The organism is Pseudomonas sp. YL2, from assembly GCF_023063025.1.
Classification (GTDB): domain Bacteria; phylum Pseudomonadota; class Gammaproteobacteria; order Pseudomonadales; family Pseudomonadaceae; genus Aquipseudomonas; species Aquipseudomonas putida_A.
Genome location: NZ_JAJSLU010000013.1, coordinates 16,195 through 34,666 on the forward strand (window position 1 = coordinate 16,195; position 18,472 = coordinate 34,666).

General features: G+C 61.4%; 15 protein-coding genes. 10 read left to right on the forward strand and 5 right to left on the reverse strand.

The window, feature by feature from the left end; genetic code table 11:
• Nucleotides 1–96: 96 nt before the first annotated feature.
• Entirely contained in the window at nt 97–1,746 is a 1,650-nt protein-coding gene (locus LVD08_RS18510; protein WP_115988826.1) for an acyl-CoA dehydrogenase family protein, read from the reverse strand.
• 97 nt (nt 1,747–1,843) lie between these two features.
• Nucleotides 1,844–4,198, reverse strand: coding sequence for a hybrid sensor histidine kinase/response regulator (locus LVD08_RS18515; protein WP_247268887.1), 2,355 nt, complete (start codon nt 4,196–4,198; stop codon nt 1,844–1,846).
• Nucleotides 4,199–4,501: 303 nt separating this feature from the next.
• Here LVD08_RS18515 and LVD08_RS18520 point away from each other — a divergent pair, with 303 nt between their 5' ends.
• From LVD08_RS18520 to LVD08_RS18535, 4 genes are all read left to right on the forward strand, one after another.
• Nucleotides 4,502–5,299: a hydroxymethylpyrimidine/phosphomethylpyrimidine kinase gene (locus tag LVD08_RS18520; RefSeq protein WP_007960553.1), complete on the forward strand. Its 798-nt coding sequence runs from the start codon at nt 4,502–4,504 to the stop codon at nt 5,297–5,299.
• A gap of 18 nt (nt 5,300–5,317) precedes the next feature.
• Nucleotides 5,318–5,941 carry a thiamine phosphate synthase gene (gene thiE, locus LVD08_RS18525; protein ID WP_007960555.1) on the forward strand — a complete coding sequence of 208 codons (624 nt, stop codon included), beginning with the start codon at nt 5,318–5,320 and terminating at the stop codon, nt 5,939–5,941.
• 15 nt (nt 5,942–5,956) lie between these two features.
• The gene (hemL, locus tag LVD08_RS18530) at nt 5,957–7,240 is read left to right on the forward strand and encodes a glutamate-1-semialdehyde 2,1-aminomutase (protein WP_134787403.1); all 1,284 of its coding nucleotides are present in this window, start codon (nt 5,957–5,959) and stop codon (nt 7,238–7,240) included.
• Between the two features lie 225 nt (nt 7,241–7,465).
• Nucleotides 7,466–8,020 carry a tetratricopeptide repeat protein gene (locus LVD08_RS18535; protein ID WP_003228518.1) on the forward strand — a complete coding sequence of 185 codons (555 nt, stop codon included), beginning with the start codon at nt 7,466–7,468 and terminating at the stop codon, nt 8,018–8,020.
• A gap of 124 nt (nt 8,021–8,144) precedes the next feature.
• Here LVD08_RS18535 and LVD08_RS18540 read toward each other — a convergent pair whose 3' ends face one another.
• Nucleotides 8,145–8,474, reverse strand: a complete 330-nt coding sequence (locus LVD08_RS18540; protein WP_003185742.1) for a DUF1820 family protein — start codon at nt 8,472–8,474, stop codon at nt 8,145–8,147.
• A 133-nt stretch (nt 8,475–8,607) separates the two neighbouring features.
• Between LVD08_RS18540 and miaB the strand changes: the two genes are divergently transcribed.
• From miaB to lnt, 5 genes are all read left to right on the forward strand, one after another.
• The gene (gene miaB / locus LVD08_RS18545; RefSeq protein ID WP_003228520.1) at nt 8,608–9,936 is read left to right on the forward strand and encodes a tRNA (N6-isopentenyl adenosine(37)-C2)-methylthiotransferase MiaB; all 1,329 of its coding nucleotides are present in this window, start codon (nt 8,608–8,610) and stop codon (nt 9,934–9,936) included.
• Nucleotides 9,937–10,151: 215 nt separating this feature from the next.
• On the forward strand, nt 10,152–11,150 hold the full coding sequence (locus LVD08_RS18550; RefSeq protein WP_007960560.1) for a PhoH family protein: 999 nt from the start codon (nt 10,152–10,154) through the stop codon (nt 11,148–11,150).
• The gene (gene ybeY, locus LVD08_RS18555) at nt 11,143–11,637 is read left to right on the forward strand and encodes an rRNA maturation RNase YbeY (protein ID WP_096795275.1); all 495 of its coding nucleotides are present in this window, start codon (nt 11,143–11,145) and stop codon (nt 11,635–11,637) included. The genes LVD08_RS18550 and ybeY overlap by 8 nt, the downstream gene beginning before the upstream one ends.
• A gap of 5 nt (nt 11,638–11,642) precedes the next feature.
• On the forward strand, nt 11,643–12,482 hold the full coding sequence (locus LVD08_RS18560; RefSeq protein ID WP_027612886.1) for an HlyC/CorC family transporter: 840 nt from the start codon (nt 11,643–11,645) through the stop codon (nt 12,480–12,482).
• Between the two features lie 276 nt (nt 12,483–12,758).
• Nucleotides 12,759–14,282 carry an apolipoprotein N-acyltransferase gene (gene lnt / locus LVD08_RS18565; protein ID WP_096795276.1) on the forward strand — a complete coding sequence of 508 codons (1,524 nt, stop codon included), beginning with the start codon at nt 12,759–12,761 and terminating at the stop codon, nt 14,280–14,282.
• 91 nt (nt 14,283–14,373) lie between these two features.
• Here the strand turns inward: lnt and LVD08_RS18570 are convergent, their stop codons facing one another.
• On the reverse strand, nt 14,374–15,153 hold the full coding sequence (locus LVD08_RS18570; protein WP_247268888.1) for a YdcF family protein: 780 nt from the start codon (nt 15,151–15,153) through the stop codon (nt 14,374–14,376).
• A 105-nt stretch (nt 15,154–15,258) separates the two neighbouring features.
• Complete coding sequence (locus tag LVD08_RS18575; RefSeq protein ID WP_096796296.1) at nt 15,259–15,582, reverse strand: hypothetical protein; 324 nt, start codon at nt 15,580–15,582, stop codon at nt 15,259–15,261.
• Between the two features lie 256 nt (nt 15,583–15,838).
• Between LVD08_RS18575 and leuS the strand changes: the two genes are divergently transcribed.
• Nucleotides 15,839–18,445 (forward strand): leucine--tRNA ligase, encoded by a 2,607-nt coding sequence (leuS, locus tag LVD08_RS18580; protein WP_247268889.1) that lies wholly within the window; start codon nt 15,839–15,841, stop codon nt 18,443–18,445.
• The last annotated feature ends 27 nt before the right edge of the window (nt 18,446–18,472 follow it).

An 18,472-nucleotide genomic window follows, 5' to 3' on the forward strand; every position in this document is an offset into this window, starting at 1 on the left:
GCTTGCTCGCGAATGCGCAGTGTCAGTCGACCTATCCATTGACTGACACACCGCATTCGCGAGCAAGCCCGCTCCCACAAGGGGATTTGTGGTGGGTCAGAAACCCTGGGGGGTAGCGCGGGCGACGATGGCTTCGACGTCCAGCCCACGCGGCAATGCACCGTAGACCCGGCCGCCACCACTCAGGCGGCTGGCAATGAACGCGTCGCTGACCGCCGAGTTGCCGGCCTCCAGCAATAGCTTGGCCTGCAAACCGAGCGCGATGTCTTCGGTGAGTTGCCGCGCCCGATACTGAATGTCGCTGGTGTCCTTGAACTGCGCCTGCAACTGCTGGATATGCGCAGCCAGACGTTTGTCGCCATGGCCATCGCCCAACTCGCTGAACAGCACATCGAGCACACCCGGCTCTTTCGACAGCGCGCGCAGCACGTCCAGGCACTGCACATTGCCCGAGCCTTCCCACGTCGAGTTGACCGGCGCTTCGCGATACAGCCGTGGCAGGATGCTCTCCTCGACATACCCGGCACCGCCCATGCACTCGGCGGCTTCGTTGATCATTCCGGGGGCACGTTTGCAGATCCAGTATTTGCCCACCGCCGTCACCAGCCGGGCGAATTGCGCTTCATGGCGATCATCCAGATGATCCAGCGCCTTGCCCATGCGCAGGCTCAGCGCAAGTGCGGCCTCGCTTTCCAGCGCCAGATCGGCCAGCACGTTCTGCATCAACGGTTGCTCGCTGAGCAGTTTGCCGCCGACCTTGCGGTGCGCGCAGTGGTGGCTGGCCTGGGTCAGCGCCTGACGCATCAGCGAGCTGGAGCCGACCATGCAATCGAAACGGGTCATCGCCACCATCTCGATGATGGTCGGTACGCCGCGCCCTTCTTCGCCGACCATCCATGCCAGCGCGCCGCGAAACTCCACCTCGCTGGAGGCATTGGACTGGTTGCCGAGTTTGTTTTTCAGGCGCTGGATGTAGAACTGATTGCGCGTGTCGTCCGGGCGGTGGCGCGGCAGCAGGAAGCAGGTCAGGCCCTTGTCGGTCTGCGCCAGCGTCAGGAACGCATCGCACATTGGCGCCGAGCAGAACCACTTGTGCCCGACCAGTTCATAGGCCTGCCCCGGGCCACTGGCACCGACCGGATAGGCCTTGGTGGTATTGGCCCGCACGTCGGTGCCGCCCTGTTTCTCGGTCATCGCCATGCCGATGGTCACGCCGGCCTTGTGCGCCATGCCGACGTTACGCGGGTCGTATTCGGTGGCGAGAATTTTCGGCAGCCACTGTTCGGCCAGATCCGGCTGCAAACGCATGGCCGGGACACTGGCGAAAGTCATGGTCAACGGGCAACCGCTGCCCGCCTCGGCCTGGCTGTGCAGATAGCTCATCGAGGCGCGGGCGACATGTGCGCCGTCCTGCGGATGAGTCCAGGGGGACGAGGTCAGGCCATGTTCGATCGCAGTGCGCATCAGCTCGTGATAAGCGGGATGGAATTCCACCAGATCGATGCGATGACCGTAGCGGTCATGGCTGACAAACACCGGTTTGTTCTGATTGGCAAGGAATCCTGCCGCCATCAGCGGCCCACCGGCCAGTGCACCGTAGGCGTCGATCCGCGACTCGGCCCACCCGGCGCCGAAACGGCGTGACCACTCCTGCAACGGCAGGTCGATGCGGTACAGGTTGGCACCGTCCAGCGATGGCGGCTGGTTGGTGACTTCGTGGGTTTCGGCGAACTGATGCAGGTTCATGACGGGGCTCCTTTGGTCAGCCAAGGGATTCAGTTAAGCACCGGCCCGTGGCTGATCAAAGTGTCATATGCGCCGAACTGTCGGCGCTTTCGCCCTGTTACGCGCTGAGCACCCGACGCTCCAGCGCCGTCTGCAGGTCTTCGAATTTCACCGGTTTGTTCAGGTAATCGATGCGCGTGCCAGGTGCGCAGTGCTCGCGATCTGTGCCCAGCGCCAGCATGAACACCGGCAGATTGGCGCAGCCGGGCAACCCATGAATCTGGCAGCACAACGACGCGCCTTCATGATTGGGCAACTGGCAATCGATCAGCACCGCGTCGAAGGTTTCCCGTTGCAGGCAATCAAGTGCCGCCGCGCCGTTGTCCGCCGTGCGCACGCGGAAACCGAGCTTGAGCAGCATGCCGCGCATCACCAGTTGGTTGACGCTGTTGTCATCCACCAGCAACACCGTGCAGTCCTGCGGTGCACGGCTGCGCTCATGCAGCGCTTGCGGGGTTGGCGCCGCTTCGAGCGGCGGCAGCTCGAACTCGACATCCAGTTGAAAACGGCTGCCGCTGCCAGGCTGGGAGCGGTGAGTCAGCTTGCCGCCGAGCAGTTCCACCAGTTGCCGACAGATCGCCAGCCCCACGCCCAGCCCGCCGTATTCGCGGGTCATCGAGCCATCAAGCTGGAAGAAGCGCTGATACATCGTCGCCTCGCCCAGATCGGTGAAACCGATGCCGGTGTCGATCACCGCAAACGACAACGCCAAGCGGTTGTCCGCTGTCGGCTTGCCGGTCACCCGCAGCGCCAGACCACCGACTCGGGTGAACTTGATCGCGTTGTCCAGCAGGCACTCCAGGCATTGCGCCAGTTTTGCGCTGTCGCCGTGCAAGCGATCCGGCAGGGTCGGCAGCACCTCGACCTTGAAGTCCAGCGACTTGCTCGCCGCGTTGCCGTCGAACTGCACGCGCAAGGCCTCGACCACCGCGCGCAGACTGAAGCTGCCCGGCGTCGCCTTGAGCTTGCCGGCCTGCAATTCGGTGAGGGTGAGGATGCCGTTGACCATGCGCATCATGTCCCGGGCAGAGCCAGCGGCGGTTTGCTGGTATTGCTCCAGTTCAGGCTCCAGCTCGACGGTCTGCATCAGCTCCAGCGATCCGATCACCCCGTTCATCGGCGTGCGCAACTCGTGGGTCAGGGTCGCGAGGAATTCATCCTTGAGTTTGTTGCTGTGGGCCAGTTGCTGGTTGAGCACTTCGAGTTTCTGCCCGGCATCGAACAGGGTTTGCGCCTGTTGTTCGCGCATCGCGTTGATGCGGTCGGCCAGCGCCAACGACAGCAGCGCGACTTCGATCGCCGAACCGATCTGACTGGCGTACATGGTCAGGAACACGTTCGGCAGCAGGCCCAGCACCATCAGCGTATTGACGATGCCGCCGAGCAGGAATGCCGACCAGGCAATGATGAAATAACGCGCCACCCGCAAGCCACGCCACCAGGCGAGAATCCCGGCGGCGAAGATCACCACGGTGAACACCAGCGCCAACAGGGTCGCCAGGCGCAGCGACAATGCGTAACTGGTCATCAGCGACAGCCCGACCACCAGCGCGCCGAACGCGATCAGGGCGATCAGCAGATAGTCGAGCCAGCGGCTGTGGGTTCTGGTCTGCAGGAAACTGCGGGCGAACTGGCTGCCGAACAACCCGGCGCAACCGATGAAAAACGGTGTGGCGGCGTTGGCCCACCACGGATTGTCCGGCCAGAAATACTCGACCGCCGCGCCGTTCACCGACAGTTGATAAAGGCCGAACGAGGCGATGTAGAAGATGTAATAGAGGTAACTGGTGTCGCGCACGCTCAGGTAGATGAACAGGTTGTAGACCAGCATCCCCAGCAGCACGCCATAGATGATCCCCAGCACATACAGGCGCACCGGCTGGTCTTCGAGGTACGCGGTGCTCGACCATAACGTCACTGGTGCCTGGATCGAGCCTTCACTGGCCAGGCGCAGGTACACGGTTTTTTGCTGGTCAGGGGCGAAGGTCAGGTCGAACAGGTAATTGTTCTGCCGGATCTCGCGACTGGCGAACGGCAAGGCGTCGCCGGTCTGCCGGATCAGGCGGTAGTCGCCATTGGCATCGGCCATATAAAGGTCGAGGTGATCGAGCGGCGGATACGCCAGCTCCAGCAGCCAGGTGCGTTGCGCGGCCGGATTGTTTGGACGGTAATGCAGGTCGATCTTCAGCCAGAACGCCGAGCGCGAGTAACCGGCATTGAGCGTGGCTTTGTCGTGGGGTTTGAAATTGCCCGCCGCCGCTTGAGCGCGGACGTCGGCGATGTTCGCCTGACCGCTCGGGTCTTCGAACACTTGCAAGGAGCGGCCCAGGGGAAGGCTCTGGGTATTTTCGTCGAACTCGACGGCGCTTGCGAGGAGGGGCAAGCAGAACAGCAACATCAGCAAATAGCGCATTGAAGCCCCAGCGTGGCTCGTCCGGTTGTGTCAGGAAGCCCCCCATTCCCTTTGAGTAGACGTAAAACCGGTATTACCTGTTATTGGTTTGGATCCAGACTAGCATAGCCGTTGATGGCCATTGAGCACCATCGAAATTTTTCCTACAAAGGCTCTAGAACGGGCGTTTCAGAGCAAAGCAGCGAGCTAGAGCTGTTGAGTTGGTCAACTCAGTAAAGCAGCAGACATTGTGAATGCTTTTGTGATGACAAGCTCGATCGGGACTGAACCCCAAATTCAGCTTTGGTGGTAAGCTCGCGCACCATGAATATCTACAGCTCCCGCCCCGTTGTCCTCTGTCTCTCCGGCCACGACCCCAGTGGTGGCGCCGGCTTGCAGGCAGATATCGAAGCCCTGCTTGCGCAGGGTTGCCATGCGGCTCCGGCCGTCACCGCCCTGACCGTGCAAGACACCGTCAACGTCACTGACTTCCGCGTCCTCGACCGTGAGTGGGTACTGGCCCAGGCCAATGCCGTGCTCAACGACTCCGAAGTCGCTGCGGTCAAACTGGGCATGCTCGGCTCGCTGGAAATGGTCGACACCGTGGTCGAACTGCTTTCGGCGCACCCGCACCTGCCGGTAGTCTGCGACCCGGTGCTGCGTGCCGGCGGCGGCGGACGCCTGGGCAAGGACGAAGTCGGTTATGCGATGCGCGAGCGTCTGCTGCCGCTGTCGATCATTGCCACCCCCAACCTGCCCGAAGCGCGGATTCTCGCCGAACTGCCCGAAGGCACCGCGGATGAGTGCGCGGAAAAACTCCTGCCGTTCGTCAAAAACCTGCTGATCACCGGCGGCCATGGCGACGAAACTGAAATCCACAATCGCCTGTACAGCCGTGACGGCCTGCGTGAAACCTTCTATTGCCAGCGTTTGCCGGGCAGTTATCACGGCTCCGGCTGCACATTGGCCAGCGCCCTCGCCGGTCGGCTGGCCCAGGGCGAAAACCTCGCCAGCGCCGTGCGTACTGCACTGGATTACACCTGGCGCACCCTGCGCGATGCCGAACAACTGGGCAAAGGCCAGTTCGTGCCGCGTCGCCTGCCGCTGGATTTTTGCTCGTAACGTCGTGAGGTCTGCCTGATGAAACTCCGTGGCCTGTACGCCATCACCGACAGCCAATTGCTGGCGGGCAAGTTTCTGTCCTACGTGGAGGCGGCGCTGGAAGGCGGCGTCACCCTGCTGCAATACCGCGACAAAAGCAGCGACGAGGCCCGCCGCCTGCGCGAGGCCGAAGCGCTGCGCGATCTGTGCGAACGCTACAAGACGCAGTTGATCATCAACGATGACGCCGAGCTGGCCGCGCGCCTCAACGTCGGCGTGCACCTGGGGCAGACCGACGGCCCGCTGTCGCCGACCCGCGCCCTGCTCGGCTCCAAAGCCATCATCGGTTCGACCTGCCACGCGCAACTCGAACTGGCCGAGCAAGCCGCCAAAGAAGGCGCGAGCTATGTCGCCTTCGGTCGCTTCTTCAATTCCAACACCAAACCCGGCGCGCCAAGCTGCAGCCTCGATCTGCTCGACGAGGCCAAACGCAAGCTGCATCTGCCGGTCTGCGCGATTGGTGGCATCACCCTCGACAACGCCGCACCGCTGGTGGCCCACGGGGTCGACCTGCTGGCGGTGGTCCACGGTTTGTTCGGTGCCGAAAGCACCGCCGAAGTGACCCGCCGCGCCCGCGCCTTCAACGAACTTCTGAAAATCTGATTTGAGAGCCCGATCATGTCTCGTTCCGAAACCCTGTTTGCCAATGCCCAGAAACACATTCCCGGTGGCGTGAACTCGCCGGTTCGCGCGTTCAAGAGTGTGGGCGGCACACCGCTGTTCTTCAAGCATGCCGAAGGCGCCTACGTCACTGACGAAGACGACAAGCGTTATGTGGATTACGTCGGTTCGTGGGGGCCGATGATCCTCGGCCACAGCCACCCGGACGTGCTCGATGCAGTGCGCAATCAACTGCAACACGGCCTGTCCTACGGCGCGCCGACCGCGATGGAAACCGAGATGGCCGACCTGGTCTGCTCGCTGGTACCGTCGATGGACATGGTGCGCATGGTCAGCTCCGGCACCGAAGCGACCATGAGCGCGATTCGTCTGGCCCGTGGTTACACCGGTCGTGACAGCATCATCAAGTTCGAAGGTTGCTACCACGGTCACTCCGACAGCCTGCTGGTCAAGGCCGGTTCCGGCGCGCTGACCCAGGGCGTGCCAAGCTCCGCCGGTGTACCGGCCGCGTTCGCCAAACACACCCTGACCCTGCCGTTCAACGACATCGACGCCGTGGAGAAGATGCTCGCCGAAGTCGGTCAGGACGTCGCCTGCATCATCGTCGAGCCAGTCGCTGGCAACATGAACTGCGTGCCGCCGGCACCGGGTTTCCTCGAAGGCCTGCGCTCGCTGTGCGACAAGCATGGCGTGGTGCTGATTTTCGACGAAGTGATGACCGGTTTCCGCGTTGCCCTCGGCGGCGCCCAGGCGCACTACGGCGTGACCCCGGATCTGACCACGTTCGGCAAGATCATCGGTGGCGGCATGCCGGTCGGCTGCTTCGGCGGCAAGCGTGAAATCATGGAGCGCATCGCACCGCTGGGCCCGGTGTACCAGGCCGGCACCCTGTCGGGTAACCCGCTGGCGATGGCCGCCGGTCTGACCACCCTGCGCCTGATCAGCCGTCCGGGGTTCCACGCCGAACTGACCGACTACACCACGCGCCTGCTCGACGGCCTGCAACAACGCGCCGATGCCGCGGGCATTCCGTTCGTGACCACGCAAGCGGGTGGCATGTTCGGCCTGTACTTCAGCGGCGCCGACGACATCGTCACCTTTGAAGACGTGATGGCCAGCGACGCAGCACTGTTCGGTCGCTTCTTCCACCTGATGCTCGAAGGTGGCGTGTACCTGGCACCGAGTGCATTCGAAGCCGGTTTCACCTCGATCGCCCACGGCGAAGCCGAGCTGAAAATCACCCTGGACGCTGCCGAACGCGCCTTCGCTGCATTGAAGTAATCGCCGTACCGCTGACGTTGGCCATGGCCAGCGTCAGCTTTCACCTACACTCACGCCGTTTTTCCCACGCCTCTGCTAAAAATCCATCAGAAAGTGGCCGATATATTCCCCGCGCAGCAGAAAAACGAGTAAAGACTTTGTAAGGTTGGCCCTGCTTATTTCATAATGCGCGCTTATTGGATCCCTCGATGGGTCCGCGTGCCCTTCAGAGGTAAGTCGATTCCCATGAACCGCACCGGCCGCACCCTTGCCTTGGGCTGCCTGTTGCTCCTTCAGCCCCTGCTCGCGCATGCACAAGCAGGCGGCAACTCGTTGTTGATCCCGGCGATGGGTCGTTGCACCCTCAACACTCAGCCGCAAGACGTCACGCAGGCACTGGCCGCCTGCCAGAAAGCGGCCGACGAAGGGGATGCGCAAGCGCAATACGAGTTGGGTGAGTTCTACTACGACGGCAAGAATGCGCCACGCGATCTCAATCAAGCCCTGAGCTATTTCGAAAAGGCCTCGCTGCAAGGCCACGCTCAGGCGCAGTTCAAGCTTGGCACCATGTTCTTCCACGGCGAAGGCGTGCAGGCCAACAACATTCAGGCGTACATCGTGCTGAAGATGGCCGCGGTCAACGGCGCCGAAGATGCGCTGGACACCGCCGACGAAGTCTCCGAAAAAATGTCCCGCGAAGACCTCGAAACCGCGACCCAGGTGCTCGGGCAAATTTTCCGTAAATACCTGATGGAACTGCAGAGCGCCGACGGGCGTACGCCGTTTTCGCCACTTCCCTGATTTCTGCTTTGCTCTGACTATCCCCATTCGCGAGCAGGCTCGCTCCCACATTTGATCTCCAGCGCTGCGAAGATCTTTTGTGGGAGCGAGCCTGCTCGCGAAGGGGGCGACGCGGTTCTGAGCCCTACTTCTCAGGCATCGGCATCGGAAACGGCATCACATTGCCGACCGCGCCACGGGCTTCGCTGATTTTCGGGGTGCCCAGACGTTCCACCTCGTCGATGCGCACGATCGAATGCATCGGCACAAAGCTGCGCACCACACCTTCGAACTGCGCCTTGAGCTTCTCTTCGCTCGGATCGACCACCACTTGCGTGCGCTCGCCAAAGACGAACTCTTCCACTTCCAGAAAACCCCACAGATCACTTTGATAGATCTGCTTGGCGTACATTTCGAACACCTGGCCCTGGTTGAGGAAAATCACCTTATAGATTGGAGCTTCGCGTTTGGTCATGACGGGGGGATAACATCGGGGATAAAAATGAGGGCGCAAACTATAGCATAGCCGCCGGACGCACAGCGGTAGGAACCTGAGGGCTTGTTCCCTATAATGCGCGGTTCTTTGAATCAGGTGACGACCTTACTCCATGGCCAAGAAGCTTTACATCGAAACCCACGGTTGCCAGATGAACGAGTACGACAGCTCGCGCATGGTTGATCTGCTGGGCGAACATCAGGCCCTGGAAGTCACCGCCCGCGCCGAAGACGCCGACGTGATTCTGCTCAACACCTGCTCGATCCGCGAACGTGCTCAGGATCGGGTGTACTCGCAGCTCGGCCGCTGGCGCGAACTGAAACTGGCCAACCCGGACATGGTGATCGCCGTCGGTGGTTGCGTGGCCAGCCAGGAAGGCGCGGCGATCCGTGATCGCGCCCCGTATGTCGACGTGGTCTTCGGCCCGCAGACCCTGCACCGTCTGCCGGAAATGATCGACGCCGCGCGCAGCAGCAAGTTGCCGCAAGTCGACGTCTCGTTCCCGGAAATCGAAAAATTCGACCATTTGCCCGAGCCGCGCATCGACGGCCCGAGCGCCTACGTGTCGGTGATGGAAGGTTGCAGCAAGTACTGCACGTTCTGCGTGGTGCCCTACACCCGTGGCGAAGAAGTCAGCCGGCCGTTCGATGACGTGATTGCCGAGATCATTCACCTCGCCGAAAACGGCGTGCGTGAAGTCACCTTGCTCGGGCAGAACGTCAACGGCTATCGCGGCCTGACCCACGATGGGCGTCTGGCCGATCTGGCCGAGCTGATCCGCGTGGTCGCCGCTGTCGACGGCATCGACCGCATCCGCTACACCACTTCGCACCCGCTGGAGTTCTCCGACAGCCTGATCCAGGCCCACGCCGAAGTGCCGGAGCTGGTCAAACACCTGCACTTGCCGGTGCAGTCGGGTTCCGACCGGATCCTCGCGGCGATGAAGCGCAACCACACCGCGCTGGAGTACAAATCCAAGCTGCGCAAACTGCGCGCTGCGGTACCGGGGATCTGCATCAGTTCGGACTTCATCGTCGGCTTCCCTGGCGAGACCGAGAAAGACTTCGAACAGACCATGAAGCTGATTGCCGACGTCGGTTTCGACTTTTCCTACTCGTTCGTCTACAGCCAGCGCCCGGGCACGCCGGCGGCCGATCTGGCCGACGACACCCCGGAAGAGCTGAAGAAAGAACGCCTGAACGCCTTGCAGCATCGTTTGAATCAGCAAGGGTTCGAGATCAGCCGACAAATGGTCGGTTCGATCCAGCGCATTCTGGTCACCGACTACTCGAAGAAAGACCCGGGCGAGCTGCAAGGGCGTACCGAGAATAATCGTATCGTCAACTTCCGCTGCGATAATCCGACCCTGATCGGCCAGTTCGCCGACGTACACATCGACGCGGCGCAACCGCACTCGCTGCGCGGCTCGCTGGTCCAATAACACCGCAAATCCCTGTGGGAGCGAGCCTGCTCGCGAAAGCGGTCTGTCAGACACCTCAATGTTGAATGTGTCGCCGCCTTCGCGAGCAGGCTCGCTCCCACAGGTACAGCGCCAGGGGCATGAATCGGGCGAGTTCATATAAGAGCTTTCGCACCCACGCCACTGGCGTTATCCTTGATTTCATCTTAATTGCCCCAGGGCGGCTAAATACGACCTTGAACGCACCCATAGAACCACATCGTTTTATCCTCGAGCCCTTTGAGGCTCGCCGCTTCGCCAATCTGTGCGGGCAATTCGACGAGCATCTGCGCTTGATCGAACAGCGCCTGGCCATCGAGATCCGTAATCGCGGAAACCAGTTCGAGCTGATCGGCGACCCCAAGCACACCACGTCTGCGGAAAACCTGCTGCGCCGCCTGTACCGCGAAACCAAGGGTACCGAGCTGTCGCCAGACATGGTGCACCTGTTCCTTCAGGAATCGGCTGTGGTCGAACTGGACAACCACGCCCCCGCCGAAGCCTCCGTCGCCCTGCGCACCAAGAAAGGCATGATTCGCCCACGCGGCTTGAATCAGCTGCGCTACGTGAAGGAAATCCTCGGCAACGACATCAACTTCGGCATCGGTCCGGCCGGTACCGGCAAGACCTATCTGGCCGTGGCTTGCGCCGTCGATGCCCTGGAGCGCGAGCAGATCCGCCGCATCCTGCTGGTACGTCCGGCGGTTGAAGCGGGTGAAAAACTCGGCTTCCTGCCCGGCGACCTGAGCCAGAAGATCGACCCGTACCTGCGCCCGCTGTACGACGCCCTCTACGAAATGCTCGGCTTCGAATATGTGGCCAAGCTGATCGAGCGCCAGGTGATCGAAGTCGCGCCGCTGGCCTACATGCGCGGTCGTACGCTGAACAATAGCTTCATCATTCTCGACGAAAGCCAGAACACCACCGTCGAGCAGATGAAAATGTTCCTGACCCGGATCGGCTTTGGCTCCACCGCGGTCATCACCGGCGACATCACCCAGGTCGACCTGCCGCGCGGCACCAAGTCCGGGCTGCACCATGTGATCGAAGTGCTCAAGGACGTTCCGGGCATCAGCTTCACCCATTTCCAGCCCAAAGACGTTGTGCGTCACCCGTTGGTGCAGCGGATCGTCGAGGCCTACGAGCGCTTCGAGACCCGTGCCGAAGCCGCCAGGGAAACCTCGCGCGATGCTTGAGCTGGATCTGCAAATCGCTACCGAAGCGAACGCCCCGAGTGAAGCCGACTTCCGCAAATGGTGCGAACTGGCCCTGCGCCAGCGCAGCGCCGACTCGGAAATGACCATTCGTCTGGTTGACGAGGAAGAAGGTCGTGAGCTGAATCACACCTGGCGCCATAAGGATTACGCGACCAACGTCCTGTCGTTCCCGGCCGAAGTCCCTGACGAGTTTCTCGACATCCCGCTGCTCGGCGATCTGGTGATCTGCGTGGCCGTGGTCGAGCGCGAAGCTGCCGAACAAGGCAAGGAACTCCAGGCCCATTGGGCACATCTAGTCATTCACGGCTGCTTGCATCTGCTCGGTTACGACCATATAGATGACGACGAAGCCGAAGAAATGGAAGCACTGGAACGCGAGTTGCTTGCCGAACTGGGCTATCCCGATCCGTACGCGGACGACGAAGCCGAAACATCCCCTATCGTTACAACAAAGGATTCAGAGTAATCGCTATGAGCGAAGATCGATCGAGCAACGGGCAGAAGTCATGGCTGGGTAAACTGACCCAGGCTTTTGCCCACGAGCCGAAGAACCGTCAGGAGCTGCTTGAGCTGCTGCGTGATGCACATCAGAACAAACTGCTGGACAGCGAAGCGCTGGCCATCGTCGAAGGCGCCATCCAGGTGGCTGACCTGCAAGTACGCGATATCATGGTGCCGCGCTCGCAGATGATCAGCATCAAGGCGAACCAGACACCCCGTGAATTCCTCCCGGCCGTGGTCGACTCGGCCCACTCGCGCTATCCGGTCATCGGCGAAAGCCACGACGACGTGATGGGCGTGCTGCTGGCCAAGGATCTGCTGCCGCTGATCCTCAAGGAGAACGGCGACAGCTTCAACATCAAGGACCTGCTGCGCCCGGCCACCTTCGTGCCCGAGTCCAAGCGTCTGAACGTGTTGCTGCGTGAATTCCGCGCCAACCACAACCACATGGCCATCGTCATCGACGAATACGGCGGCGTCGCCGGCCTGGTGACGATTGAAGACGTGCTGGAACAGATCGTCGGCGACATCGAAGACGAGCACGACGTCGAAGAAGACAGCTACATCAAGCCGCTGCCCAGCGGTGACTTCCTGATCAAGGCCCTGACGCCGATCGAGAACTTCAACGAGTTCTTCGACAGCGAATTCTCCGACGACGAATTCGACACCGTCGGCGGCTTGGTGATGAGCGCGTTCGGGCACTTGCCAAAACGCAACGAAATCACTGAAATCGGCGCCTATCGTTTCCGCATCCTGAACGCCGACAGCCGTCGGATTCATTTGCTGCGACTGACGCCAATCGCTCGTTAAATCTAAGGATTGGGGTATGTCATCAGCTATTTCCTGTATCGCGTTGCGCCTGAAAGCGGGCCAGGCAAGGCGCAGTCCGCAGGGAATGGCATTCCCTTTCCAAGGACTGCAACGCAGCATGGCCCGCTTTCAGGCGTAACCCGGAGGGCCGGGCCTGCTGTTACGCAGGGCTGCGTTGCTCGTCGTTCATTTGAAAAACCAAACTTCACTCCTCGCGCCTTGCCCTGCGTAACAGCAGACCCGGCGCGATACAGGAAATAGCTGATGACATACCCCCTGCGCTGGACAACCCGCCCCGGCTGGCCCGGTAACCTGCTGGCCGTGGCGGCCGGTGCAATCACTACCTTCGCCCTGGCCCCGTTCAACATCTGGCCGCTGGCTTTGCTCGCGGTTGGGCTGTTCTACGCCGGCCTGCGCGAGCTGAAACCGCGTCAGGCGCTGGGCCGTGGCTGGTGTTTCGGTTTCGGCCTGTTCGGCGCCGGCACCAGTTGGATCTACTACAGCATCCACCATTTCGGTGGCGCATCGGTGCTGCTGGCCGGGTTCCTGATGTTGCTGTTCACCGCAGCGATCGCCTTTTTCTTCGCCCTGCCCGCCTGGGTCTGGGCGCGCTGGTTGCGCCGCAATGAAGCACCGCTGGCCGATGCGCTGGCGTTTGCCGCGCTGTGGGTCGGGCAGGAAGCGTTTCGTGGCTGGTTCCTCACTGGTTTTCCGTGGCTCTACTCCGGCTACAGCCAGCTCGACGGCCCATTGGCCGGGCTCGCGCCGGTGGGCGGCATGTGGCTGGTGTCGTTCGTGCTGGCGCTGACTGCGGCGCTGATCTATAACGCGCCGCGCTTGCTGCAAACCGGTCGTAAAGGCTTTATCGCGGCCGGTTTGCTGTTGCTGGTCGGGCCATGGGTGGCGGGTATTGCGCTCAAGGGCCACGCCTGGACCAGTCCGTCCGGCCCGGCACTGAGCGTCGCCGCGATTCAGGGCAACGTCGAACAAAGCATGAAATGGGATCCGGCGCAGCTTAACGCGCAACTGGCGCTGTACCGCGACCTGAGTTTTCGCTCGAAGCCGGTGGACCTGCTGATCTGGCCGGAAACCGCGGTACCGGTGCTCAAGGAGTCCGCCGAGGGCTACTTGAACATGATGGGCAACTTCGCCGCCGAGCGTAAATCGGCGTTGATCACCGGCGTACCGATCCGCGAGACGGTTCGTCACGAAAAACGCTTCTTCAACGGCATCACCGTGGTCGGCGAAGGCGATGGCACCTACCTCAAGCAGAAACTGGTGCCGTTCGGTGAGTATGTACCGTTGCAGGATCTGCTGCGCGGGTTGATCGCGTTCTTTGACTTGCCGATGTCCGACTTCGCTCGCGGTCCGGCGGATCAGCCGCTGCTGCAGGCCAAGGGTTATCAAATCGCGCCATTCATCTGCTACGAAGTGGTGTACCCGGAATTTGCCGCTGGGCTGTCGGCACGCAGCGATCTGCTGCTGACAATCAGCAACGACACCTGGTTCGGCACCTCGATCGGCCCGCTGCAACACCTGCAAATGGCGCAAATGCGCGCACTTGAGGCCGGCCGCTGGATGATCCGCGCTACGAACAATGGCGTGACTGGGCTGATCAACCCGTTCGGGCAGATCACCGAGCAGATCCCGCAGTTCGAACAGGGCATTCTGTATGGCGAAGTGGTGCCGATGCACAACCTGACGCCGTACCTGCAATGGCGTTCATGGCCGCTGATCATCGTCTGTGTGCTGCTGTTTGGCTGGGCGCTGATGGCGAGCCGGATGTCGAAAACCCTTTAAAAAGCTTCGCGAGCAAGCCCGCTCCCATATTTGGAATGCAATTCAAATGTGGGAGCGGGCTTGCTCGCGAATGGACATCAGTAGCACCCAATCAATCAGGGTTGGCATCACCCCGGTAAAACAGCGAATACCCCACCTGCCCCACCGCCTCATTCAGCAACTGCCCGCTCTGCCAGATCGACTTGAACTCCGGCAGCCAGCCACCAAACGGGCGCGCATTATCGGTTCCGAGAAACCCGACGGGCGCCGGCACCACTTCGAATCCTGCCTGCTGGAAACACCACACGGCGCGCGGCATGTGCCAGGCCTGCGTGACCACCACGACGCGCTTGATGCCTTGGGGCAACAAGATGTCGGCGCTGAATTTGGCGTTTTCCCAGGTGGTACGGCTCTCGCCTTCCTGCCAGCGCGTGGTCACGCCGAAATCATCGCGCAACGAATCGGCCATCAGCTTCGCCTCGGTCGGCGGCGTGCCGTAATGCAGGCCACCGCTGGTCAGAATCGGCAGCCCGGAGGCCTTGGCCAGTCGCGCCGCATAGCGCTGACGCTCCAGCCCCACGCCGGTTGGCTGGTCCTCGCCCCAGGCCAGATCGCCGCGCTCGCGCCCGGAGCCCAGCACCACGATGGCATCGGCGCGCTGCGCCAATATCGACCACGACTCACGGGGCAGCGGCGGCTCACGCTCCAGCGCTTTGGCGCCCCATTGCACCACCACCGGCAGGCTCATCAGCCAGAAACCACCCAGGCCAAGGGCAAAACACAGACCGGCCAGCCGTGGCCGGGAGCGGCGCAGCCACCAGGCGACCAGCAACAGCAGCAAAAGAATGCCAGGCGGCAATAGAAGTTGTTTGATGAAGTAACGCAAAGGCATCGGGGCATCTCCAGAGATGCCCGAAGCCTAAGAGTGTTAACGAAACGTTACAACCGATAGGTAGGATCCTGTTGGAAAAGATCCGTTACTTGACCTGCCATGCGATTACTTGGCCTGCACAGAACGAACCTTTACGGTGTCTCTGCCGGGCGCCTTGTCCTTGAGCCAGATGACCTTGGCTGAATGTGCTGCATCGAGCTGTTTCACTGCCTGCGACAGGTATCCATGCGATTCACGCTCACTGCGATCCAGATAGGCCTTGACCAGTTTGAACTCGGCGGGGCTCAAGCCACGCAATTCCAGTTCCACGGGGCGCTCATCGCGCAGCCGGCCAGCGGTTTTTGCAGCGTCGAGCGCCATGCCCAGACGATCCATCAACCGTTCATACAACTCGGGTTTCGTCACGTTTTTCTGCCGTTGCTCCACCATCCCTCACCTCATTGAAGATAAGACTCACTCCCCAATAAGAGCTTAGCTTCGCTGCACAAACCGGCTGAACGCCGCGACCAACGGCCCTCGCCACGGTTTTCCGGGGCCAGACAGCTGTAATCAGGGTTTCCCTAGGCCAAGCGCGGTCATGTATGCTACGGCGCTTCCTGTCATTCCACTTCCAGCCTGTCCGGAGCATCCCCCGGAGGGCGCGTTGAAGAGGATTAGGCCACCCCTATCCAGTACAAAAGTAGCCATGCACGAACAATATCAGCCCCGTGAAATCGAAGCCGCCGCCCAGTCGTTCTGGGACGAGCAAAAGTCCTTTGAAGTCAGTGAACAGCCAGGCAAGGAAACCTACTACTGCCTGTCGATGTTCCCTTACCCCAGCGGCAAGCTACACATGGGGCACGTGCGCAACTACACCATCGGCGACGTGATCTCCCGCTACCAGCGCATGCAAGGCAAGAACGTTCTGCAACCGATGGGTTGGGACGCCTTCGGCATGCCGGCGGAAAACGCCGCGATGAAGAACAACGTGGCACCCGCCAAGTGGACCTACGAAAACATCGCCTATATGAAGTCCCAGCTGCGCAGCCTGGGCCTCGCGGTGGACTGGTCCCGTGAAGTGACCACCTGCAAGCCGGATTACTACCGCTGGGAACAATGGCTGTTCACCCGCCTGTTCGAAAAAGGCGTGATCTACCGCAAGAACGGCACCGTGAACTGGGACCCGGTCGACCAGACCGTGCTGGCCAACGAACAAGTGATCGACGGGCGCGGCTGGCGCTCCGGCGCGCTGATCGAAAAGCGCGAAATCCCGATGTACTACTTCAAGATCACCGCTTATGCGGATGAGCTGCTGGAGAGCCTCGACGAACTGACTGGCTGGCCGGAACAGGTCAAGACCATGCAGCGCAACTGGATCGGCAAATCCCGCGGCATGGAAGTACAGTTCCCGTACAACGTCGACTCGATCGGCGAAGCAGGCACCCTCAAGGTTTTCACCACCCGTCCGGACACCCTGATGGGCGCGACCTACGTTGCCGTGGCTGCCGAGCACCCGCTGGCCACCCAGGCCGCGCAGAACAACCCGGAGCTGCAAGCGTTCATCGCCGAATGCAAGGGCGGCAGCGTGGCTGAAGCCGACGTCGCCACCCAAGAGAAAAAAGGCCTGCCGACCGGCCTGTTCGTCGAGCACCCGCTGACCGGTGAAAAACTCCCGGTATGGGTCGCCAACTACGTGCTGATGCACTACGGCGACGGCGCGGTAATGGCTGTGCCGGCGCACGACGAGCGCGATTTCGAATTCGCCCACAAGTACAACCTGCCGGTCAAATCGGTGGTGCGCACCAGCTCCGGCGACACCAACCCGGCTCCGTGGCAAGACGCCTACGGCGAGCACGGTACGCTGATCAATTCCGGCGAGTTCGACGGCCTGGACTTCACCGGCGCTTTCGACGCCATGGAAGTCGCCCTGATCAAGAAAAACCTCGGTGCCTCGCGCACTCAGTTCCGCCTGCGCGACTGGGGCATCAGCCGTCAGCGCTACTGGGGTTGCCCGATCCCGATCATCCACTGCGCCACGTGCGGTGACGTGCCGGTGCCGGAAGACCAGTTGCCGGTGGTGCTGCCGGAAGACGTGGTGCCGGACGGCGCCGGTTCGCCGCTGGCGCGCATGCCGGAGTTCTACGAGTGCAGCTGCCCGAAATGCGGCCAGCCTGCCAAGCGTGAAACCGACACCATGGACACCTTCGTCGAGTCCTCGTGGTACTACGCCCGTTACGCCTCGCCGCACTTCGAAGGTGGCCTGGTGGAAAAATCCGCGGCCGACCACTGGTTGCCGGTGGATCAGTACATCGGCGGTATCGAACACGCCATTCTTCACCTGCTGTACGCGCGTTTCTTCCACAAGCTGATGCGTGACGAAGGTCTGGTCAGCTCCAACGAGCCGTTCAAGAACCTGCTGACCCAGGGCATGGTGATCGCCGAAACTTACTATCGCCGCGAAGCCAATGGTGCCTACACCTGGTTCAACCCGGCGGACGTGGAACTGGAGCGTGACAGCAAGGCCAAGGTCATCAGCGCCAAACTGAAATCCGACGGCTTGCCGGTGGAAATCGGTGGCACCGAGAAAATGGCCAAGTCGAAGAACAACGGCGTCGACCCACAGTCGATGATCGATCAGTTTGGCGCCGACACCTGCCGCCTGTTCATGATGTTCGCTTCGCCGCCGGACATGAGCGCCGAATGGTCGGACTCCGGCGTTGAAGGCTCGCACCGTTTCCTCAAGCGCGTCTGGCGCCTGGCGCAGGCCCATGTGACCCAGGGCCTGCCGGGCAAGCTGGACATCGCCGGCCTGAACGACGAGCAGAAAGTTGTGCGCCGCGCCATCCACCTGGCCATCAAACAGGCCAGCCATGACGTCGGCCAGAACCACAAATTCAACACCGCCATCGCTCAGGTGATGACGCTGATGAACGTGCTGGAAAAAGCTGCGCAAGGCACCGAACAGGACCGCGCGCTGATTCACGAAGGTCTGGAAGCCGTGACGTTGCTGCTGGCTCCAATCACGCCGCACATCAGCCATGAGCTGTGGAATCAACTGGGCCACGCTGACCCGGTGATCGATGCCGGCTGGCCTGCGGTCGATGAAAGCGCACTGGTGCAGGACAGCCTGCAACTGGTCATTCAAGTGAACGGCAAGCTGCGTGGCCAGATCGAAATGCCGGCCAGCGCCACCCGCGAAGAAGTTGAAGCGGCGGCCCGCGCCAACGAAAACGTGCTGCGTTTCGTCGACGGTCTGACCATTCGCAAAGTGATCGTTGTACCAGGGAAACTGGTTAACATCGTCGCCAGCTAAATTGGATTGGGCGTCAGGTTCGCCTGA